Genomic DNA, 20,573 nt, shown 5'->3' with positions numbered 1-20,573 from the left:
TTTTCACCTCCTTTCATTACTTATATATGTTAAAAATTAATTCAAGTTTCCGCCTCTGAGCATGGCTTGGGTAAGAACAGCAGCACGTTCCGGACTAAATAAAGGTAAAATTTTTGAAACTTGTTCATCTTCCATTTTATTTAAAATCGCCAGTACTGAACGATCATCTAACTGATTCAAAATAACAACGGCCTCGTCAGGCTTCATCCCACCATATAATCTTGCCAACTTAGAAATGCGTTTTGCCTCTTCTTGCTGTTTTAGTTTAGCCTGCTTTTGCAGTTCAGAGTCATCCACAATTGCTGGCAAGGCAGGAGAGATGTTGGGGACTACTGCTGGCGGTACTACTTTTGCCTCAGGAGGAGTTTCCACTTGGTTTTGTTCATCTAATTCAACAGTCTCAAAATTAGTTTTAGGCTGAGGAAAGTACTGTCCAACCACCGGATATTCATTTAATTTCCATTTTTCAGTCATGCCTTTCATATCAATTAAATTCAAATAAACTCCCAGGGCAAAACCAACAGTAGCTATGAGTAACAGTATTATGATCGCAATTAATACTTTAACTATTGTTCCTAGCTTTTTTTTAGGTTTATCAGGCGTGCTCATATTTATTTTTATTTGAGAATCAGGCGTCACTTTTTTTGCCATATTGTTACCTACCTTTGAAGACTGTTTCACCCATGTGATTCATACTATTTCACTAATGACATTACTTTAGCTACATAGTCTTTTGTTTCTGTATAAGGAGGAATACCATTATATTTTGTTACGGCCTGGGGTCCTGCATTATAAGCAGCTACTGCCTTCGTTATATCACCATCAAAAGAGGTAATTAATTGTTTCAGATAACGAACACCACCGTCAATATTGTCACGTGGATCTTTACTATTACGAACACCCAATCCTTGTGCAGTTTCAGGCATTAATTGCATTACACCTACCGCACCAGCTGACGAAACAACATCCGATGATAAATTAGACTCTACTTTTGCAACAGCCATAACCAGCTTAGAATCGACTCCATATTTTTTAGCTGTATAATCAATGATTTTACTAATATCATCTGAAGCAAAATTCTTTTCATTTATAGAGTCATTTGCTTGAACTCCTGCCAATACAGCAGAAAAATCATGCCCATTCGTAGAAGAATGATTAAATCGTTGTTCAATGGTATTGATCCGTTGTAAAACTCTGCTTATACTTTCCATTTGATCACCCTACTTTTCTCTTACATAAAGTTGTAATCCTATTTCATCTAATATTTTCTGCTCTTCTTTTAGTAATTCTGCTTGATAATCTTGTATTTTTTTCTCGCGAAATTTTTCTACAACTTTATGACCTTTTACTGCTTCTTCAAGATTCTTTAAACATTCTTGTCTATATTCATCAGCACGTTTAACAGACTCATTTTGCTGTTGAATTTCTTTTTTCATTTTATCAAAATAATGATGAAATGACTTAAAAGTTTCAATCGATAATAAATTTTGCTGAAAGTTGCGCAGTAAATTCATATTTTGCAGAACATTTTCTTCTAATTTTGCCAGTTCTTCTTTTTCGATTCGAAATTGATTTGTCGCTTGCCAAAATAAAATTTGTGCCTGTTCTTCTTGCATTTTGCGAAATTTGAGTAAGGCTTCTAATCGAAATTTAAATGACTTCATCCTATTTCACACCTCAAAACCTTACTTAAGATGTTAACGATAGCAATTTTTCAATTGTTTCATCTGCAGACATTTTTTCAAAAACATCCTGTTGCAAAAAAGTTTTAACAGAATCAATAGCAGCAATCGCATTGTCAATATTAACATTACTGCCTGTTGCGTATGCACCAATATTAATTAAATCTTCAGCTTCACGATAGGTGGCCATAATTGAACGCATTTTTTGTGCTGCCTTATAGTGTTCATTTTCTACAATGTCTAACATTACCCGACTTACACTTCCCAAAACATCAATGGCTGGATAATGATTTTGTGCAGCAATACCACGGTCTAATACAATATGTCCATCTAAAATACTGCGTACAGCATCCGCTATGGGTTCATTCATATCATCACCATCTACCAGAACCGTGTAAATACCAGTAATTGAACCATTCTCACCTGTCCCAGAGCGTTCTAGCAGTTTGGGCAACATCGCAAAAACAGATGGAGTGTAACCACGAGTAGCAGGAGGTTCACCAACGGTTAATCCAACTTCTCGTTGTGCCATGGCAAAACGGGTAACCGAATCCATCATTAAAACAACATCTAAGCCTTGATCACGAAAATATTCTGCAATAGCTGTAGCAGTCATTGCACCTTTGATACGCACCAAAGCAGGTTGATCTGACGTAGCAACAACCACCACTGAGCGTTTTAGTCCTTCTTCTCCTAAATCTCGTTCAATGAATTCTCTAACTTCTCTTCCCCGCTCACCAACTAAAGCAATAACATTAATATCCGCTTCTGTATTACGAGCAATCATGCCTAACAATGTACTCTTCCCAACACCACTGCCTGCCATAATACCGATTCGCTGCCCTCTTCCTAAGGTTATTAAACCATCAATCGCTCGCACTCCTACTGATAACTTTTTTTCAATGCGCCTGCGAGATAAAGGATGAGGCGGAGCACTATGCAATGGATACTCTTCTTTTATCGCTAAAGGTCCTTTATCATCCATAGGATTACCTAAGCCATCCAGGATGCGACCTAGTAAATGATGTCCTACATTAACTTTTAAGGATTGATGAGCTGAAAAAACCTCACATCCCGGTCCTATTCCTTGCATTTCACCAATCGGCATCAATAAAACCCTATTATGACGAAATCCAACGACTTCAGCAGGAATTGCGTCTCCCGCATTCCGCGGAGATATATAACATAAATCACCCAAGTTAACACTAGGACCTTGGGATTCAATCACTAAACCGACAATTTGTGTTATTTTACCAGCTATTTTCATTGTCTCAGCGCTTTGTATGACATTTAGATATTTCTCATTATCAAAGGACTTCATGGCAACACTCCTTGCAATGCTTTGCGAAGTGCATCAAACTGGGTATCAATTTTAGCATCAACCACACCATAGGATGTATCAATCACACAACTGCCTGCTGTAACCGTACGATCGGCTACAATTGTTAACGCCTGCTCACATCCCACCATATTTTGGAATTCCTGTTTCGCTTGCAATACGATATCAAAATCATTATTACTCACTCTAAGAACAATTTGCTCCTGATCCTTGACTTTTTCCAACGCATTTTTGACAATTGGCAGTACAATCAGAGGATTCTCTTCAATCTGGCAAGCCAGCACTTTACCGGCAACAGCCAGTGCAATTTCGATTATCTGCCGTTCTGCAGCTAAAATCATTTCTTTAGCTTCTTTTTCCCCAAGAGTTAACATTTGTTGCGTTTTTTCAACAGCATTATCAATCAGAGACTGCATTTCCTCTAATCCTGATTGTTTTCCCTGCTCGAGCCCTTGTTGATATCCTTTTTGATATCCATCATCATGGGCTTGTTGTTTTAATTGCTCTACTTGCTGGTTTGCCTCATGCATGCATTGATTTGCATCCTTCTTAGCTTCATCAATAATAACAGCTGCTTCTTCTTTCGCCGAAGCTATTATTTCATCTGCCACTGAAGTATCCACCGAAACCTCAATTAATTCTTTAGTTACTTCAACATTATCATCTATAAACATATTATTATTTATTATCAAAGGTTCCATTTGCATACAAGCAAATCGTATAATATTAGCCAATGATCTCGTCCCCTTTGCCACGTGCCACAACGATTTCTCCAGACTCTTCCAGACGACGGATAACATTAACAATTTTTTGTTGGGCTTCTTCAACGTCTCTAATTCTTACTGGCCCCATATATTCGATTTCTTCACGCAACATGTCAGCAGCACGTTTTGACATGTTTTTGTAGATTTTACCTGCAACTTCATTTGAAGATGCTTTCAGAGCTAACGCCAAGTCTTTACTTTCAATCTCACGCAACACCAATTGCAAGGACCTGTCATCCAGCAATACAATATCTTCAAAGACAAACATGCGGCGTTTGATTTCTTCGGCAAGCTCAGGATTTTGTACCTCTAAGTTTTCCATAATCGTTCTTTCTGTTGATCGGTCAACTCGATTAAGTATTTCTACAATGGAGTCAACACCACCAGCAGATGTAAAATCTTGAGTAGCCATAGCTGATAATTTACGTTCCAAAATGCGTTCAACATCTTTCAATACATCAGGAGACGTACGATCCATCGTTGCGATCCGTTTCGCCACATCAACCTGCCGATCCGGCGGTAAAGATGATAAAATCGTTCCTGATTGTTCTGCTTGTAAGTATGACATAATTAAAGCAATCGTTTGTGGATGCTCATTTTGAATAAAATTCAGCAATTGTCCCGGATCTGTTTTGCGTGCGAAATCAAAAGGTCTAATTTGCAAACTTGAAGTTAATCTATTAATAATAGAAACTGCTTTTTCTGCACCAAGCGCCTTTTCCAAGATTTCACGAGCATAATCCAAGCCACCAGAAGAAATATAATTATTTGCCACTAACATTTGATGAAATTCAGCTAACACTTTTTCTTTTTGTTCTTGCGTTACTTTTCGTTGATTAGCAATTTCTAGAGTAAGCTTCTCCATTTCATCCTCTTTAAGATGCTTAAAAACCTGAGAAGAAACCTCGGGACCAAGGGCTATCAATAAGATAGCCGCTTTTTGCTTATTACTTAATTCATTTGATTGGTACATACTTACCCCCGCTCTACTCTTCGGACAACCAAACTCTAATTAACTGCGCTACCTCTTCAGGTTTAGCTTTGGCCAGCCTTTCAAGTTCTTTACGCTGTTCAGATAATTGTATTTCCTGAGCTGTCATTTCAGGCGTTTCTATTGACATTGATTCAGTTGCAGCAGCAATTTCTTCTTCCATTCTTTCTTCTTCTTGCCTTTTGCGAAGACTACGCATACGAAGAATGTACAGAATTCCCAGAACCGTCGCTACGGCTAATGCTATCTTCAACCATAAAGCTTGCCTTTGTTGACTTTCAGCTTCCAGTTCTTCTCTACGCTGCCTATCTGCCGCCTCTGTATTAAAGGTTATGCTCTCAACGGAAACAGTATCGCCTCTTGCATTATTAATACCAATTGCAGAACTCACAGTCCTTAGAATGCTATCTTGCTGTGCCCGATTCACACTAGCATCAACTAAGACTGCCACAGTGAGTCGTTTAATAGATCCTGGCGTTGCTACAACTTTTTCTTTTGTTTCATTAATTTCATAATTGCGGATTACTTCTTTTTTCTCATAATTGGACTGATTTGTATTGGCTGTCACATAACCAGGTACATTTGTAGTCGTTCCCGGCACTCCACCTGGAGTATTGGGTGCGCTGCCTGTAAAATTTTCATTCATCTCTTGAGAACTGCGAATAATTCCTTTGTCATCTACTACTGGTTCAAAGGTTTGTCGATCTACAACACGTTGATCGAAACTTAACTCAACATTTACCCTTGCCGCAGCTTTATTGGCTCCTAAAACTTGCTCTAATAGGGACTGCACATCTTTTTGCAAACTATCTTGTACTTTTTTAGTCATTTCAATTTGCGTTAATGTCACATTTGCTCCAGAGACTCCATTAGAGTCATTCTCTTCGTTAAGTACACGAGCCAGCTGATCCACCACAGTTATATTCTCAGGTTTTAACCCTTGTATACTATGAGCTACTAAATTAACAATACCTTTTATTTGCTCCTTTGATAATTGAGCCCCCGTACGTAGTTTGAGCATAATAGAAGCTGTTGCAGGTTTTTCATTCTTCTTATACAAACTATCTTCCGAAAGAACTATATGTACCCTAGCTTTTTCCACTTCTGATAATTGTTCAATCGTACGAGCTAATTCACCTTGTAATGCTTGCACCAAATTCACTTTATTTTGAAATTCAGTAGCACCAAACTTACTTTGTTCAAATATTTCAAAGCCCTTATTGCCTCGTGGCAAACCTTGGCTGGCTAAATCCAACCGAATGCGGTAAACATCTTTTGCAGGAACCATAATTGCATTTCCATTACCACCAATTTCATGGGTAACTTTCATTTCCTTTAATTTTGCGCTTACCTCACCAGCATCTTTAGCTTCCATCTCAGTAAATAAAGGTACAAGATCCGGGCGACCACCCCACCAAAAACTCCACGCTAAAATAATTGCAAATATAAGTATAGCCGAGCCAAGAATCATATATCTTTCTTTTTTACCCAGGTTTTGCCACAAGCGCAGAGACTGCTCTTTCCAATCTGCCATTGTCTCCACCCTTTCAAATCAACAAAAATATTGTCATAATTATACCTGCATACGCATAATTTCTTGATATGCGTCAACCACTTTATTGCGGACCTGCATCGTTAGCTGCATTGCTATTGTTGCTTTTTCTGCCGCTATCGTCACTTGAGAGATGTCTTGCAATTTCCCTGCTGCTAGATCAAACGAAGCCTTTGCCGCATCTTGCTGCAAACTATTCACTTCACCAAGCGCCTCTGTTAAGAATTCTCCAAAGTTCTTCTTACCCTCTTCTATTTGAGGCGTAACTTTTTCAACCATGTTCGAATTGACTGGTGTTAATTTAAGTGCCTCTATACGCACAAATGTCAACCTCCATTATTTTCCAATTTCTAATGCTTTAAGAGCCATACTTTTCGCTGTATTAATCGTAGTGACATTTGCTTCATAAGCCCTAGTAGCCGTAATCATATCTACCATTTCAGATACAACGTTAACATTCGGCATTTCCACATATCCATCTTGATTTGCATCGGGATGTGCGGGGTCATAGATTAAGCGAGCTGCAGAAGTATCTTCAGTAATTCCAACCACTCTAACTCCATTTCCAACATCATTACCTAACTTTTCAGATAAAACCTGGGAAAATGTTGCTTGATTTTCTCGCGGAGAAAACACAACCATTTGACGTCGATAGGCTCCTCCTTGGCTAGTACGAGTCGTATTAACATTAGCAATATTATTAGAGATTACATCCATTCTAAGTCGTTCTGCTGTTAAACCTGATGCTGCTGCATCAATAGCACCAAACATTCCCATACTTATCCTCTCCCTTCTTTTATCGCGGACTTAATCCCTGTGAAATAACCACTTAATTGTTGTACTACTGCGTTATAATAGATATTATTCTTTGACAGATTCGCCATTTCAATATCAATATCTACATTACTGCCATCAGTTCTAAAAGAAGTTTTATCAATTACCTTTACTGCAGGAGTTGGAATCCCTTTTCCTTGCAATGGCAAATGCTGACTATTTGTTTTTGTCATCTGTAATTTACCGTTATCTACGGCATCTTGCAGAAAATCTTCAAAAACCACTTCACTTTTCTTAAAACCCGGCGTGTTAACATTGGAGATATTATTACTAATTACCTTTTGCCTTAAAGAAGATGCTGATAAAGCTTGCTCTAACACAGACACTCGCGGCGACGCTAGAATTGAATTTAACACACATAATCCTCCAGTATTTTATATTACATGTAACATAATTACATTTTATTACACAAAATGTAGAACTAAGCATTATTATTCTATATAATCCTTCAAATACCTTTGTTAAAATACTATTTCCAACAAATTTTACACACTTATAATTCTATAAAGTGACAGAAAATCCTTCATAATCAAAAATCAACCCTTGTTAATGATATAATACTTTTGTCTTTTGCACATCTACCAAAAGATATAGAAATCCCTCTATCTACAAATTTTTACAACAATCATTTTTATTTCTCAAATAACACCATGAGATAAAAAAAGAACTGCTGCTATTGAACCTATCTCAATAGCAGCAGTTCTTTTTATTATTGTATTACTTTTTAAGTTTTTTCAATTCTTCAAATAAGCGCTCATTTAATACTTTTATATAAGTACCCTTCATTCCTAATGATTTTGATTCAATTACCCCTGCGCTTTCAAATTTACGTAAGGCATTAACAATTACGGAACGAGTAATTCCAACACGATCAGCAATTTTACTTGCAACTAGTAAACCTTCATTACCTTCTAACTCATTCAAAATGTGGATAACAGCTTCAAGTTCAGAATAAGAAAGGGTACCAAGAGCTACTTGCACCGTGGCTTTCTTACGAGCTTCATCTTCAATCTTTCCACTACGATCTCTTAAAATTTCCATACCAACAACGGTTGCTCCATATTCAGCCAAAACAAGATCTTCATCTTGAAACTCAGTATGAAATTTAGCTACAATTAATGTGCCAATTCGTTCTCCTACACCGTGAATAGGGACGATAGTGGTAAACTTATCTGTGAATATACACCCCGTATCTTCACTAAAGGAACAAAGACCTCCCTCAAGGCTTAGATTTGGAGATGTTTCGTTAACCCGCAGTAACCATTCTACATACCGTTCAGGAAAACATCCTTGTAATAACACTTTATCACGCATTAAATCACATTCAAAATCACCTAACAAAGCATATCCAAATATTTTACCATCTTTAGCAACAATATACACATTTGCTTCCATCACTGTACTGAGCACGCGAGAAATTTCATCATATTCCACTTTCTCGGATTTTTGCAATAATTTATTAATTTTACGAGTACGTTCTAACATCGTTGTCATAATACTGCCTCCTACCCTTCATTAGGTTATATAACCTAGTTTATAATATAAAATGACTTAAATCTGGATTCACTACAATATGCGCTAATTTGGTCTTGACATAATCTTTATTGATTAAAACCAATTTTTCATTTATATCAGGTGCTTCAAACGCTAAATCTTCTAGTAATTTTTCCAAAATAGTATGCAAACGTCTAGCACCAATATTTTCAGTTTGAGCATTTACTTCAAAAGCAATTTCCGCTAACTCCTCAATAGCATCATCAGTAAATTGAATTTTTATATTTTCTGTTTCTAACAAGCTCATATACTGCTTAATTAAGGCATTTGCTGGTTCTGTTAATATTTGTTTTAAATCAGCTTTTGATAAATTCGTTAGCTCTACTCGAATAGGAAAGCGTCCCTGTAATTCAGGAATCAATTCGGAAGGCTTTGCCATATGAAAAGCTCCTGCAGCCATAAACAATATGTGATCCGTTTTTATAGGACCATGCTTGGTAACTACAGTAGATCCTTCTACAATAGGCAAAATATCGCGTTGTACACCTTCCCGTGATACATCGGGACCAGACGATTTTCCACGACCTACGATTTTATCAATTTCATCTAAGAAAATAATCCCGGAGTTTTCTGCTAAATCTAACGCGATGGCAGTCACTTCGTCCATGTCAATAAGCTTTTGCGCTTCTTCTTGAATAAAAATTTTACGAGCATTAGCAATTGTTACATTTCTCTTTTTTTGTTTTTTAGGCAAAAAACTTCCAAGCATATCTTGTATATTAATGCCCATTTCCTCAATGCCAGCACCAGAGAATGCTCCCATCATAGGATTTACAGAATCTTCTACTATTATCTCTATAAACTCATTTTCTAATTCACCATTATCTAATCGTTTTTTCCAATATTCCCGATTTAAAATTGGAGCCTCAACATTTTCGTCGATTACTTTATTTGATGCTACGTCGTTATTCGAAGTTGTGCCACCAAATAATATTTCAAAAGGGTTACGTGGTGTTTCTTTTTTAGCAGATGGCACAAAAAACTCCAATATACGTTCTTCTGCAAACTGATGTGCTTTTTCTGTTACTTCTAGCATTTTTGCATGCTTAACCATACGAATAGCTGTTTCTACCAGGTCGCGAACCATTGATTCAACATCACGGCCTACATAGCCAACTTCAGTAAATTTCGTGGCTTCCACCTTTACAAAGGGTGCATTGACTAACTTAGCCAAACGCCTCGCAATTTCAGTTTTGCCTACACCAGTCGGTCCAATCATCAAGATATTTTTAGGGACAATTTCATCTTGCAAGTTTGCTGCTAATTGTTTACTACGCCAACGATTACGAAGTGCAACCGCCACTGATTTTTTTGCTTGTTGTTGTCCCACAATATATTTATCCAATTCTATTACAATCTGTTTAGGTGTCATCTCAATCATACTGTCACCCCTTTTTATAACTCTTCAACTGTAATATTACCATTTGTATATACACAAATACTTGCTGCAGTTTGAAGCGCTTCTCGAGCAATTTCAGAAGCAGATAAATTAGAGTGTTTTACTAAAGCCCGAGCCGCTGCTAAGGCATAAGGACCACCTGAACCTATAGACATAACATCGTCGTCTGGCTCAATTACCTCACCATTTCCTGATATGATTAACATATGATCTGCATCTGTAACAATAAGTAATGCTTCCAAGCGACGCAATACTCTGTCTACACGCCACTCTTTAGCTAATTCAACAGCAGCTCGCATTAAATTACCATTGAACTCTTCCAACTTTACTTCAAATTTTCCAAATAAGGTAAATGCATCAGCCACAGATCCGGCAAAGCCAGCTAACACTTGACCATGATATAAACGTCGAACCTTTTTAGCGTTATGTTTCATTATCGTATTACCACCAAAAGTAACTTGACCATCACCAGCGATTGCCGTTTTCCCTTGTTTTTTTACAGCAACAATGGTTGTCGCGTGAAACATAAATACCGCCTCCTATGCACCATATATATGCATTATGATAGACTGTTTTTAATTTTTCTTTCGCTACATGAGTAAAAAGAACCTCCTCAACACTTTGTAATTTAGCAAAATCGAAAATCCCTCGATATCTGCCTAATAATTCATTACAGAGTGCTGTGAGGCATTCTTTTCAATCTTCAAATATAAGATAATAGTGTAATTGTCGAAATAACAATTATATGCTTCTAAAATATGTCGAAGTATGAAACACTACTAAGACTGGCTCTCTCGTCTGTCAAGCTATGTAGGAAAATTTATTAATTCATACTAGCACAATAACATTAATTATGCAAGATTATTGTATAATTCTTCTTTAAATTTATCAATAGCATTTAATGAGCGTTGAGCAATTAAATGATTTTTTATTTTTTTATCTCGTATTCTTTCCTCCCACGGTGGTAATAGCCCAAAATTTATATTCATAGGTTGAAAATGTTCTACCTCGGCATTCGTAATATAGTGGCACAAAGCTCCATGGGCTGTTTCCTTCGGAAATACTACAGGCCCAAGTCCTGATAATAAACGACTTGCATTAAGTCCTGCTACTAATCCGGAAGCAGCGGACTCCACATATCCCTCCACACCTGTAATTTGTCCTGCAAAGAATATGTTGGAGTTTGTAATCATTTGCAGCGTAGTAGATAGAATTTTAGGTGAATTGATAAATGTATTGCGATGCATAACACCTAAGCGAACAAAGTCTGCTTTTTCTAAGCCAGGTATCAATCGGAAGACTCGCTCCTGTTCAGGCCATTTTAAATGTGTTTGAAATCCAACAATATTATACAAAGTAGCAGCAAAATTATCCTGACGTAATTGTATTACCGCGTAAGGTCTTTCCCCGGTAGTTGGATTTTCTAACCCAACTGGCTTCAATGGCCCAAAACGTAAAGTATCAATACCGCGACTCGCCATTTCTTCTACCGGCATACACCCTTCAAAAAAGATTGCTTTCTCAAAATTTTTGACAGGAGCAGTTTCTGCATGAGTCAACTCATGCCAGAAAAGTTCATATTCAGCTTTAGTCATAGGACAATTTAAATAGTCATCATCCCCTTTACCATAACGAGAGGCGCGATATATTTTACTCATATCAAGAGAATCTCCTAATACGATCGGAGCTGCGGCATCGTAAAAGTACAAATATTCATTACCTGTTATTTTTCCGATAGCTTCTGATAAGTTTGGAGATGTTAAAGGCCCACTGGCGATAATTAGTAATTGTTCTTGAGGAATGTCAGTCACTTCACCACTTACAATTGTTACTTTTGGATGGCTTACAAGAGCATCTGTTACATATTTACTAAACGAATCACGATCGACGGCTAAAGCTCCACCCGCTGGTACTTTACTTGCATCCGCCGCTTTCAAGATTAAAGAGTTCATTTTTCGCATTTCTTCCTTTAGTAATCCAACAGCATTTTCAATTGCAGCCCCTCGTAATGAATTACTGCATACTAACTCTGCAAATTGATCCGTATGATGAGCCGGCGGCATAACATGGGGTCTCATTTCATGCAGTTCCACATCATATCCCGCCTCCGCAACTTGCCAAGCTGCTTCACTGCCAGCTAAGCCAGCTCCGATAATAGTTACTTTAGACACGATTGTTCCTCCGATTATATCATTTATTCTGATTTAGTTTTCTTAGTTAGCGTCGTACCTTTAGATTTTCTTGAAGTTGTTTTACTTTTTTTGGCATCTTTTGTTTTTTTTGTGCTATCATTCGCTTTTTTATCAATATCATTTTGACGCGTTTGGCAAGATTCATTGCTGCATATGATATTAAATTTACCACTTTTTAAATTATGCCGTAACATAAAGGCACCACAAGTCTGACAATTTTCTTTTAAAGGTATATCCCATGTCATAAAGTCACAGGCAGGATAATTCTTACATCCATAAAAGGTTTTACTGCGTTTTGTTCGCCGTTCAACAATACTTCCAGCGCATTTGGGGCATTGTACTCCTGTTTCTTTTAAAATAGGCTTTGTATTACGGCACTCTGGGAAACCAGGACACGCTAAGAAATCACCATAACGGCCATGTTTTACCACCATTAATCTACCACAATTCTCACATGGTACATCGGATACTTCCACAGGAAGTTCAACATGACCAATTTCTTTTTCTGCTTGTTCTAAGTCTACAGCAAACCAAGCATAGAACTCTCGTAATAAATCAATGCGTGAACCTTTGCCATCGGCAATTTCATCAAGACTATTTTCCATTTTAGCTGTAAACTTAACATCTACGATTGCTTTAAAATATTGTTTTAACAAATCAAGAACTACAAAGCCTAATTCTGTTGGTTGAAATTTTTTCTCTACTTTAATTACATAACCTCGTGCTAATATGGTTTCAACAATTGGTGAATAGGTACTTGGGCGACCAATACCTTTTTCTTCTAGTACTTTTACTAAGCTGGAATCTGTATATCTAGGCGGTGGTTCTGTAAAATGCTGCTTAGGAGTAATCTTATTAACCTTTAATTTCTCTCCAATCGTCAAGTTAGGCAATGTAATATCTTTCTCTTTTTCTTCCCCATCTTTACTTTCTGTATATACGGCCATAAAACCAGGAAACTTAACCGTCGAACCTGTTGCTCGTAAAGAAAAACGGCTAGCGGCAATATCTACGGTTAACGTATCATATATTGCTGGTGCCATTTGACTGGCAATGAATCGTTCCCAAATTAAAGTATATAATCGCGACTGATCTCGTGAAAGATACTTGACTAACTTTTCTGGAGGAAATTCTAAACTAGTAGGACGAATGGCTTCATGTGCATCTTGGGATTTTTTCGAAGAATATACTGGGCTCTTTTCAGGTAAGTAGCTTTCTCCATATGTTGCTGCAATGTACTTAACGGCTTCTTGTTGAGCTGACTCAGCTAAACGCACCGAATCAGTACGCATATAAGTGATAAGTCCGACTGGACCTGAGCTACCAAGATCTAGCCCTTCATATAATTGTTGAGCCACCATCATTGTTTTGCGAGAAGTAAAGCCCAATTTGCGTGATGCCTCTTGCTGTAAACTGCTGGTAATAAAGGGTGCAGCAGGATTACGCCGCCTTTCTCGCCGCTTCACGTCCGCTACCGTAAATTCAGCCTTTTCTAATTCTTCTTGTATACTTTGAGCTTGCTCTTCGTTATCAATTTTAGCCTTATGATCGTCAATTAAAATAAGCTGGGCGTCAAATAATGCCGTTTTGGGCATTCCCCGCAACTTTGCAACCACTGTCCAATATTCTTCTGAGACAAACGCTTGGATTTCTTTTTCCCTATCACAGATAATTCCTACAGCTGTAGACTGCACTCGTCCTGCGCTAAGACCTTTTCTTACCTTCCTCCACAGCAGAGGGCTTAATTGATAACCAACAATTCGGTCTAATAACCGCCTGGCTTGCTGCGCATCAACCCTCTCCATATTAATAGGCCGAGGTTTTTTTACAGCATTTTGAATTGTAGTTTTTGTAATTTCATTAAACTCAATTCGACAGGCCTTATCTTGAGGAATATTTAATATATGTGACAAATGCCAAGCAATCGCTTCTCCTTCCCTATCAGGGTCAGATGCCAAATAAACAATATCTGCTGCCTTAGCAGCATTTTTAAGACTTTTTATAAGATCGCCTTTGCCACGAATATTAATATATTTAGGCGCAAAATTGTTCTCTACATCTACACCAAATTGGCTCTTAGGCAAATCCCTTAAATGTCCCATAGAAGCCTTAACTGTGTAGTTTTTTCCAAGAAACTTCTCAATCGTTTTTGCTTTTGCTGGAGATTCAACTATAACTAATGCTTTGCTCACTTAACTCCCTCCTTAGCGCAGCGCAAATAGCGTTTCCCGCTATTCTCTGTCACTAAACCACGTAATTCAAACTGAAGTAATATATATGTAATTACTGCGGTACTCAGCTTTGTTTTCATGACAATGTCTTCAATCCCTAAAGAATTTTCATATGTAAGAATATCATAAACCATTGCTTCCTCGCTAGTAAGGTCGATTCTTTGAGTCTCTTTCTCTTTAACGACAATGTCATATTCCTCCAATATGTCAACAGCACTATCAATCAGTTTAGCACCCTGTTTTACAAGTCGATGTGTCCCTTTGCTAGATGGTGAAAAAATACTACCAGGCACAGCAAAGACATCACGTCCTTCTTCCAAGGCAAAATCAGCTGTAATTAATGCTCCGCTTCTTTCTGCAGCTTCCACCACTACCACCCCACGGGACAAGCCATTAATAATTCTGTTGCGCGCTGGAAAATGACCAGGATGTGCCATAGTACCAGGAGCATATTCAGAAACTACAGCACCACTCTCTGCAATTTGATTTATCAATTTACCATTTTCCGGTGGATAGTTAATATCCACTCCACAGCCAAGAACTGCTATTGTATATCCATCTTTCAATAATGCGCCCTGATGAGCAGCTGTATCGATACCCCGGGCAGCACCACTCACTACCCATACTCCAGCTTCATTAAGCTCTGATGCTAGTAACTGTGCAACATTTTTCCCATAGGAAGTAGCCTTCCTCGCCCCGACAATTGCAATAAGATGATCAGTAATTGGCAATGCACCACGATAAAACAAAACTTGAGGAGCATTATAAGTATTTAAAAGCAACTTAGGATATTCGGAATCGTTATGAGAACAAATACGAATTCCTTTTCTTTCCCAATCACATGCTAATGTATATATATCTATTTTTTCCCGATGTATGAGTAATTTATTATAGATTGTTTCATCTAAATGCCCACATAAAAATAAATCACGCTTATTGGCCAGCCAAGCCTGCTGAGCGCTACCAAAAAAAGAAACCAATCCTTTAAGACGTACGTTACCAATTCCAGCTACCATCTGTAATGCTGCTAAGTATATTTTTTCCATTTTTCCTCCAACATGATCATATTTACCTAATCATATATTTATTCAGGAAAATCAGTATAAAATAATGGTAATTATAGCACACTTCCACAATACACACCAACAAAAAATGTCAATTTGAAAAACTCTAACACATATATCAACAATTCCTTCTCATTTCAGCTTGAGAATAAATGTAATCAGCTATAGTCACAGCAGCTTGAGGTCGTCCCATTTTCAAAGAATTTTGTCGTAATCTTATTAATTCGTCAGGCTGCTCTATAAACAACTTTTCTATGATTAGCTGTATATCGAATAAAGAGTCTGCCCTCAAAGCTACTTGCTGCTCAATTAAATAATTTGTATTTGCTTCTTCTTGTCCTGGTATAGGTCGATAAATGAGCATCGGTATGCCTGCACATAATGTTTCTGCACACGTTATTCCTCCTGGCTTCGAAATGATTAGATCTGCAATTGCCATTAATTCATTAACATAATCAACATATCCTAAAACTTGTACCTTATTGCGCAGCTTAGGCTGTAAATTCATCACTTTCTGGTACATCTTTTTATTTTTGCCTGCAACAACAATCATTTGTAATGGAATGCCAATATTTTCACAACATTGAACAATTTTATCCATGGGCAGAAGTCCTGCTCCACCACCCATAATAAGAATTGTTTTTATCTCACTACAAAACTGTAAATTCTGCATTACTTTTTCTTTATCAGATACTCGTGAGAATTTTTCACCAACAGGAATTCCCATAACCTTTATACCATTACCATTTATTCCGTGGTCAAATAAGAATTTGCCCATTTTTTCATTGGCAATAACATAATGTTGAATTTCAGGATAAACCCACAAGCGGTGTACAACAAAATCTGTAACTACACCAACTACCGGAATGGCAATTTTCTTATCTTTTAATAAAGAAGAGATAAGCCCAGCAGGAGTGGCATGAGTGCATACAATAATATCTGGATTATACCCTAAAATGTATTGTTCCATTCTTTTAGCCAAATAGCGACTAATGATCTGACGACCTACTAATGCAAGCGGACTTTCATTTCCCCAGCCATAGGCCATCCCATACATTTTAGGAAATAATTCTAATACTTTGAAATAAATAGTTAAAATATTTTTACCAACAAATATATTAAAAAAATCAAATACATTTACCAGTTTGGTTTCAACGTGATCATATTGTCGACACATTGCTTCAGCAACTGATTGGGCTGCTTTTATATGGCCTGCCCCTATTGGAGCGCTAATAAATAACACTTTGCATGATTTAGCCAACTTTCGTTAGCCTCCTATCTTATCGTTATAAAAAGTCTAACTTCATTTTTTTATATAATATGACATCATCATTGGCATTCATTGTTTGCAATAGATCTTTAGAAGTTAACCCTTGATATACAGGAAGATCATAAGCAATCTCTTGCAACGGTATAAGAACAAAGGATCTCTCATGTAAGCGAGGGTGAGGTAATTGCAGCACCTCATCCTTGATAATATGACCATGATAAACAAGAATATCAATATCTATATTTCTAGGACCCCAACGCTGCTTACGGATCCTGCCTAATTGATATTCTGCATGTAGACATTCTGTTAATAACTCATGGGGATTTAACATAGTATTAATACTAATAACTAAGTTAAAAAAGTTAGGTTGATTCACAAAACCAACAGGTTTTGTTTCATATAAGGATGATATTTTATTAATAGTAATTTTACTCTGCTTATTTAATTCGCAAATCGCCGACTTTATATTACTTTCGCGGTCTCCCATATTAGAACCTAATCCAAGTATAATCATTACCTTATTTACTCCGGCTTATTTCTACCTGAACAAAATTTAGCGGTCCAGGGATGGGTACAGCAGGCTTGCGAATTCTTATAGTAACATCCGTAGCAATGCTTGTCTTTAAAATTAATTCTGCAATATGTCCGCCAACTGCTTCTAATAGTTGGAATCTTTGATTCTCCATAACGTCTTTGATTTGAGAATAAATCATCGTATAGTCAATTGTATCAGTGAGCTTATCCGTTTTAGCTGCCTCACTTAGATCCGCATGTATTTGGACATCCACATAGAAACGCTGCCCTTGTTCACGTTCATATTCATAAACCCCATGAAACCCATAAAACACCATATTTTCTAATAGTATTGTATCCTTCATCATATATCACTCCTCATCGCATCTGTCATTTTTGCTATTCTAGCCATTGCTTGTACATTGTGTACACGAACAATATTACTGCCCTTCATTATTCCAATAGACACGGTAGCGCCTGTCCCTTCTACCCGTTCTTCTACTGGCAGGCCTAACACTTCACCAATAAATCTTTTATTGGAAGTACCTAGTAATATAGGACAGCCTAATGATCTTAACTCATCTAAACGAGACATTACTATCAAATTTTGTTCCGGCGTCTTCCCAAATCCAATACCCGGATCAATAATAATGTTGTTAGGATCAATGCCTGCTTGAATGCCTATAGAGATACTCTTTTGTAAAAAATTATATATTTCTGACATAATGTCTTGCTGATAATGTGTAGTATCTTGATTATGCATGATAATAATAGGCACATTGTACCCAGCTACTACCTTCGCCATATTATGATCTTGCTGCAGTCCCCATATATCATTGATCATATGAGCCCCCAATTTTAACGCCTCCAGCGCAACGCTGGATTTATATGTATCCACCGAAACAGGCACTGTAGATATCGATAAGACTCGTTCTAATAAGGGACCCAATCGATTCATTTCTTCTTCAGCTGATATTTTTTCAGCTCCAAAGTAGGGTCTGGTAGATTCAGCACCAATATCAATAATATCGGCACCACACTGTATCATCTCTTCAACATGATACAGAGCTTTTTCGATGGTATTATATTTACCGCCATCTGAGAAAGAGTCTGGTGTAACATTTAAAATCCCCATTATTAAAGTGCGCCTTGGCATAATCTTTAGCGAATGATGCTGCCAATAATATGAGCGTTGCGGAAAACTCTCAATATTATTTAAAGTTCTCTCAATAGCCTCTGCAATTGTAGGTAATCCCCATGGTTCTATCTTCAATTGGGCAATAGCCATTTGAAATTGTTTTATTGTTGCACACAACAAAACATCTGCATATGCAGTACCAAGATCCATTGTACTTCTCCCTACAGCGACCTCTCCACCGTTAACGAAAAATGCTTGTTTTAAAAGATTAGCATTTTTCGTTGAAATGTTTTCTAATTTTACTACCCTAAATACAACTTTATCATCCATATCCGGAATGCTAGTCTTATCATAATTTACCCTAGCTAATTCCATCTCAGCCTGCTTTAGATTATCTATTCCTAAAACACGTACATTAAAAGTCATTTTTTCCTCCTTTGCACCCCGACATATCCCTTATTGTACCACAGCTACGACTTTTTTTATGAATACTTTTTAGTCAATTCTATTGTATAACACAATCGAATTGACTTTTAGCAAATCCAATTTATAAAAAATAAAGAAAGACTTGAGTAAAACTGAAGTCTTTCCTTATTTTGTCATACTATATGTTCAATTGCTTCAAAAGCCTCAACTAATTCCCGATTAGTAATAAACTCAATGCGTTCTACTTTGTTATTCTTATAAATGAACTCAAGAGATTTATTTTCTTTCACAACTTTCAATAATAATGTATAAGATATTACCAACCATCGAAATTTTGTCATAACCGCATATTTATATATAATGTATATATTTTTATTCGTTATAACCAAAATCCCTTTTTTACTTTCCCCATATTTTATAGGAAAGACATTGGTAATTTGATCGCCTATCCATAATTTCATTGGCAAGCCTTCAATATCTTTTCGCATTTGTATATTCAACTTACCAAACATGGGAAATAATTCTTTTAAAGAAGGATTATTATTAAATTCACCGGGAATGATACTAACGCTTGCTTGACCTTTTACAAAAGCAATATGTAAGTTTACAATATCTTCTCTTTTAGCCTTATAGATAATAAGACTTGGCATATTATCCACAGCTAAGCGAACGGCAAAGGCACTCCTCACTAGTATCTTTTCTAAAACTTTTATTAGATTCATTCTATCTGCTGTATACTTCAATATAATACTATAATATTCATTATCCATATGTTGTAGTAGTAAGGTATCATCCCTCATGTAAATCTCATTCTTTATCTTTTGCTCTTGGTCAACATTCTTTGATAACGTCTTTTCTTTTATAACTTCATGTTGAGCAACCTCTAAAGCTATCTTGTCATTTAGTGAAGATTTTTTTCCACAAAAGGGACAGAATTTCATCATATGATTTTGCGGCAACTCTTCACCACAAAAAGGACAATATTTAAAGCCACTATACGTCATCCTCTGCCACCCCGCTTATATAAAAAATCCATCTTTTACTATCGATTTTACTATTATTGTACAATAATAGTAAAAAGACCGCAATCAGAACTTAAGCCCTTTATCATTCTAAAATCCTTAATAATTGGAAAACACCATTCACTTGCGTGAATGGTGTTTTCATTAAACTGGCTCCTTGAGTAGGACTCGAACCTACGACCGATCGGTTAACAGCCGATTGCTCTACCAACTGAGCTATCAAGGAATAAACTGGCAACTATCTATCCTCCCAGGCCGTTTCCAGCCAAGTACTTTCGACGTATAAGGGCTTAACTACTGTGTTCGGTATGGGAACAGGTGGAACCCCTTAGCTATCGCCACCAGATATTATAGAGGTAAACATCTCAAAGAGTATGCTCCCTCAAAACTTCACAGAAGAAAGATTCATGCTAGGTACGTATCAGTCACTTGAAAAGTAAAGATACATATTTGATACTTCCTAGTTCCGCTCACGCTTCACTACGGAAGTAAGCGACTTACTCAAAAGCTTTTGCTCGCTATCGCTCACAAGCTTTTGGTGCGCTGCTTAAGTCAAGCCCTCGTCCTATTAGTACCAGTCAGCTGAATCCATTGCTGGACTT

21 protein-coding genes, 1 tRNA gene and 1 rRNA gene are annotated in these 20,573 nt (G+C 37.1%); all 23 read right to left on the bottom strand.

The genetic code is table 11. The annotated features are described in order from the left end of the window. Positions 1-36: 36 nt before the first annotated feature. The 23 genes from LMF89_RS06150 to rrf all read right to left on the bottom strand — a co-directional run bounded on the left by LMF89_RS06150 (position 37) and on the right by rrf (position 20,317). Positions 37-651 carry a MotE family protein gene (locus LMF89_RS06150; RefSeq protein WP_229534360.1) on the bottom strand — a complete coding sequence of 205 codons (615 nt, stop codon included), beginning with the start codon at positions 649-651 and terminating at the stop codon, positions 37-39. Between the two features lie 44 nt (positions 652-695). After that, positions 696-1,211 (bottom strand): lytic transglycosylase domain-containing protein, encoded by a 516-nt coding sequence (locus LMF89_RS06145; protein ID WP_229534359.1) that lies wholly within the window; start codon positions 1,209-1,211, stop codon positions 696-698. Between the two features lie 9 nt (positions 1,212-1,220). Beyond that, complete coding sequence (gene fliJ, locus LMF89_RS06140; protein WP_229534358.1) at positions 1,221-1,664, bottom strand: flagellar export protein FliJ; 444 nt, start codon at positions 1,662-1,664, stop codon at positions 1,221-1,223. Positions 1,665-1,689: 25 nt separating this feature from the next. Beyond that, positions 1,690-3,003, bottom strand: coding sequence for a flagellar protein export ATPase FliI (fliI, locus tag LMF89_RS06135; protein ID WP_229534357.1), 1,314 nt, complete (start codon positions 3,001-3,003; stop codon positions 1,690-1,692). Beyond that, a complete protein-coding gene (locus LMF89_RS06130) occupies positions 3,000-3,755 on the bottom strand; it encodes a FliH/SctL family protein (protein WP_229534356.1) in 756 nt (251 codons plus the stop codon). Before LMF89_RS06130 ends, fliI begins: the two co-directional genes overlap by 4 nt. Next, entirely contained in the window at positions 3,748-4,758 is a 1,011-nt protein-coding gene (fliG, locus tag LMF89_RS06125; RefSeq protein WP_229534354.1) for a flagellar motor switch protein FliG, read from the bottom strand. Before fliG ends, LMF89_RS06130 begins: the two co-directional genes overlap by 8 nt. Positions 4,759-4,771: 13 nt before the next feature. Continuing rightward, positions 4,772-6,310: a flagellar basal-body MS-ring/collar protein FliF gene (fliF, locus tag LMF89_RS06120; RefSeq protein WP_229534353.1), complete on the bottom strand. Its 1,539-nt coding sequence runs from the start codon at positions 6,308-6,310 to the stop codon at positions 4,772-4,774. A 39-nt stretch (positions 6,311-6,349) separates the two neighbouring features. Next, complete coding sequence (gene fliE, locus LMF89_RS06115) at positions 6,350-6,649, bottom strand: flagellar hook-basal body complex protein FliE (protein WP_007953643.1); 300 nt, start codon at positions 6,647-6,649, stop codon at positions 6,350-6,352. 15 nt (positions 6,650-6,664) lie between these two features. Further along, complete coding sequence (gene flgC, locus LMF89_RS06110; protein WP_007953644.1) at positions 6,665-7,105, bottom strand: flagellar basal body rod protein FlgC; 441 nt, start codon at positions 7,103-7,105, stop codon at positions 6,665-6,667. A gap of 2 nt (positions 7,106-7,107) precedes the next feature. Continuing rightward, a complete protein-coding gene (flgB, locus tag LMF89_RS06105) occupies positions 7,108-7,518 on the bottom strand; it encodes a flagellar basal body rod protein FlgB (protein ID WP_007953645.1) in 411 nt (136 codons plus the stop codon). A gap of 361 nt (positions 7,519-7,879) precedes the next feature. Then, positions 7,880-8,656 carry a GTP-sensing pleiotropic transcriptional regulator CodY gene (codY, locus tag LMF89_RS06100; protein ID WP_229534352.1) on the bottom strand — a complete coding sequence of 259 codons (777 nt, stop codon included), beginning with the start codon at positions 8,654-8,656 and terminating at the stop codon, positions 7,880-7,882. Between the two features lie 40 nt (positions 8,657-8,696). Then, positions 8,697-10,097: an ATP-dependent protease ATPase subunit HslU gene (gene hslU, locus LMF89_RS06095; RefSeq protein WP_007953647.1), complete on the bottom strand. Its 1,401-nt coding sequence runs from the start codon at positions 10,095-10,097 to the stop codon at positions 8,697-8,699. A gap of 14 nt (positions 10,098-10,111) precedes the next feature. Continuing rightward, entirely contained in the window at positions 10,112-10,642 is a 531-nt protein-coding gene (gene hslV, locus LMF89_RS06090; protein WP_007953648.1) for an ATP-dependent protease subunit HslV, read from the bottom strand. A gap of 324 nt (positions 10,643-10,966) precedes the next feature. Continuing rightward, positions 10,967-12,286, bottom strand: coding sequence for a methylenetetrahydrofolate--tRNA-(uracil(54)-C(5))-methyltransferase (FADH(2)-oxidizing) TrmFO (gene trmFO / locus LMF89_RS06085; RefSeq protein ID WP_229534351.1), 1,320 nt, complete (start codon positions 12,284-12,286; stop codon positions 10,967-10,969). Between the two features lie 23 nt (positions 12,287-12,309). Continuing rightward, a complete protein-coding gene (topA, locus tag LMF89_RS06080) occupies positions 12,310-14,499 on the bottom strand; it encodes a type I DNA topoisomerase (RefSeq protein WP_229534350.1) in 2,190 nt (729 codons plus the stop codon). Then, positions 14,496-15,584, bottom strand: coding sequence for a DNA-processing protein DprA (gene dprA, locus LMF89_RS06075; protein ID WP_229534349.1), 1,089 nt, complete (start codon positions 15,582-15,584; stop codon positions 14,496-14,498). Before dprA ends, topA begins: the two co-directional genes overlap by 4 nt. Positions 15,585-15,720: 136 nt before the next feature. Next, positions 15,721-16,863, bottom strand: coding sequence for an MGDG synthase family glycosyltransferase (locus LMF89_RS06070; protein ID WP_229534348.1), 1,143 nt, complete (start codon positions 16,861-16,863; stop codon positions 15,721-15,723). A gap of 25 nt (positions 16,864-16,888) precedes the next feature. Continuing rightward, positions 16,889-17,386: a 2-amino-4-hydroxy-6-hydroxymethyldihydropteridine diphosphokinase gene (gene folK, locus LMF89_RS06065; protein WP_229534346.1), complete on the bottom strand. Its 498-nt coding sequence runs from the start codon at positions 17,384-17,386 to the stop codon at positions 16,889-16,891. A 4-nt stretch (positions 17,387-17,390) separates the two neighbouring features. After that, the gene (gene folB, locus LMF89_RS06060; RefSeq protein WP_229534345.1) at positions 17,391-17,753 is read right to left on the bottom strand and encodes a dihydroneopterin aldolase; all 363 of its coding nucleotides are present in this window, start codon (positions 17,751-17,753) and stop codon (positions 17,391-17,393) included. Beyond that, on the bottom strand, positions 17,750-18,949 hold the full coding sequence (gene folP, locus LMF89_RS06055; RefSeq protein WP_229534344.1) for a dihydropteroate synthase: 1,200 nt from the start codon (positions 18,947-18,949) through the stop codon (positions 17,750-17,752). Before folP ends, folB begins: the two co-directional genes overlap by 4 nt. Positions 18,950-19,122: 173 nt before the next feature. Next, on the bottom strand, positions 19,123-19,953 hold the full coding sequence (locus LMF89_RS06050) for a zinc ribbon domain-containing protein (RefSeq protein ID WP_229534343.1): 831 nt from the start codon (positions 19,951-19,953) through the stop codon (positions 19,123-19,125). Positions 19,954-20,121: 168 nt separating this feature from the next. After that, a tRNA-Asn gene (locus tag LMF89_RS06045) sits at positions 20,122-20,197 on the bottom strand. 3 nt (positions 20,198-20,200) lie between these two features. Next, positions 20,201-20,317: ribosomal RNA gene (gene rrf / locus LMF89_RS06040) — 5S ribosomal RNA — on the bottom strand. Positions 20,318-20,573 lie beyond the last annotated feature (256 nt).

The organism is Pelosinus baikalensis, assembly GCF_020819555.1.
GTDB lineage: Bacteria > Bacillota > Negativicutes > DSM-13327 > DSM-13327 > Pelosinus > Pelosinus baikalensis.
The sequence above is the reverse complement of the archived record's forward strand: the minus strand, read 5'-3'. Positions and strand labels throughout refer to the sequence as shown.

What these genes read in the sequence shown, in the direction of transcription:
- LMF89_RS06150 (WP_229534360.1), bottom strand. Translation starts at nt 651, where the DNA reads ATGGCAAAAAAAGTGACGCCTGATTCTCAAATAAAAATAAATATGAGC.
- LMF89_RS06145 (WP_229534359.1), bottom strand. Translation starts at nt 1,211, where the DNA reads ATGGAAAGTATAAGCAGAGTTTTACAACGGATCAATACCATTGAACAA.
- fliJ (WP_229534358.1), bottom strand. Translation starts at nt 1,664, where the DNA reads ATGAAGTCATTTAAATTTCGATTAGAAGCCTTACTCAAATTTCGCAAA.
- fliI (WP_229534357.1), bottom strand. Translation starts at nt 3,003, where the DNA reads ATGAAGTCCTTTGATAATGAGAAATATCTAAATGTCATACAAAGCGCT.
- fliG (WP_229534354.1), bottom strand. Translation starts at nt 4,758, where the DNA reads ATGTACCAATCAAATGAATTAAGTAATAAGCAAAAAGCGGCTATCTTA.
- fliF (WP_229534353.1), bottom strand. Translation starts at nt 6,310, where the DNA reads ATGGCAGATTGGAAAGAGCAGTCTCTGCGCTTGTGGCAAAACCTGGGT.
- flgC (WP_007953644.1), bottom strand. Translation starts at nt 7,105, where the DNA reads ATGGGAATGTTTGGTGCTATTGATGCAGCAGCATCAGGTTTAACAGCA.
- codY (WP_229534352.1), bottom strand. Translation starts at nt 8,656, where the DNA reads ATGACAACGATGTTAGAACGTACTCGTAAAATTAATAAATTATTGCAA.
- hslU (WP_007953647.1), bottom strand. Translation starts at nt 10,097, where the DNA reads ATGATTGAGATGACACCTAAACAGATTGTAATAGAATTGGATAAATAT.
- hslV (WP_007953648.1), bottom strand. Translation starts at nt 10,642, where the DNA reads ATGTTTCACGCGACAACCATTGTTGCTGTAAAAAAACAAGGGAAAACG.
- dprA (WP_229534349.1), bottom strand. Translation starts at nt 15,584, where the DNA reads ATGGAAAAAATATACTTAGCAGCATTACAGATGGTAGCTGGAATTGGT.
- folK (WP_229534346.1), bottom strand. Translation starts at nt 17,386, where the DNA reads ATGATTATACTTGGATTAGGTTCTAATATGGGAGACCGCGAAAGTAAT.
- folB (WP_229534345.1), bottom strand. Translation starts at nt 17,753, where the DNA reads ATGATGAAGGATACAATACTATTAGAAAATATGGTGTTTTATGGGTTT.
- folP (WP_229534344.1), bottom strand. Translation starts at nt 18,949, where the DNA reads ATGACTTTTAATGTACGTGTTTTAGGAATAGATAATCTAAAGCAGGCT.
- LMF89_RS06050 (WP_229534343.1), bottom strand. Translation starts at nt 19,953, where the DNA reads ATGACGTATAGTGGCTTTAAATATTGTCCTTTTTGTGGTGAAGAGTTG.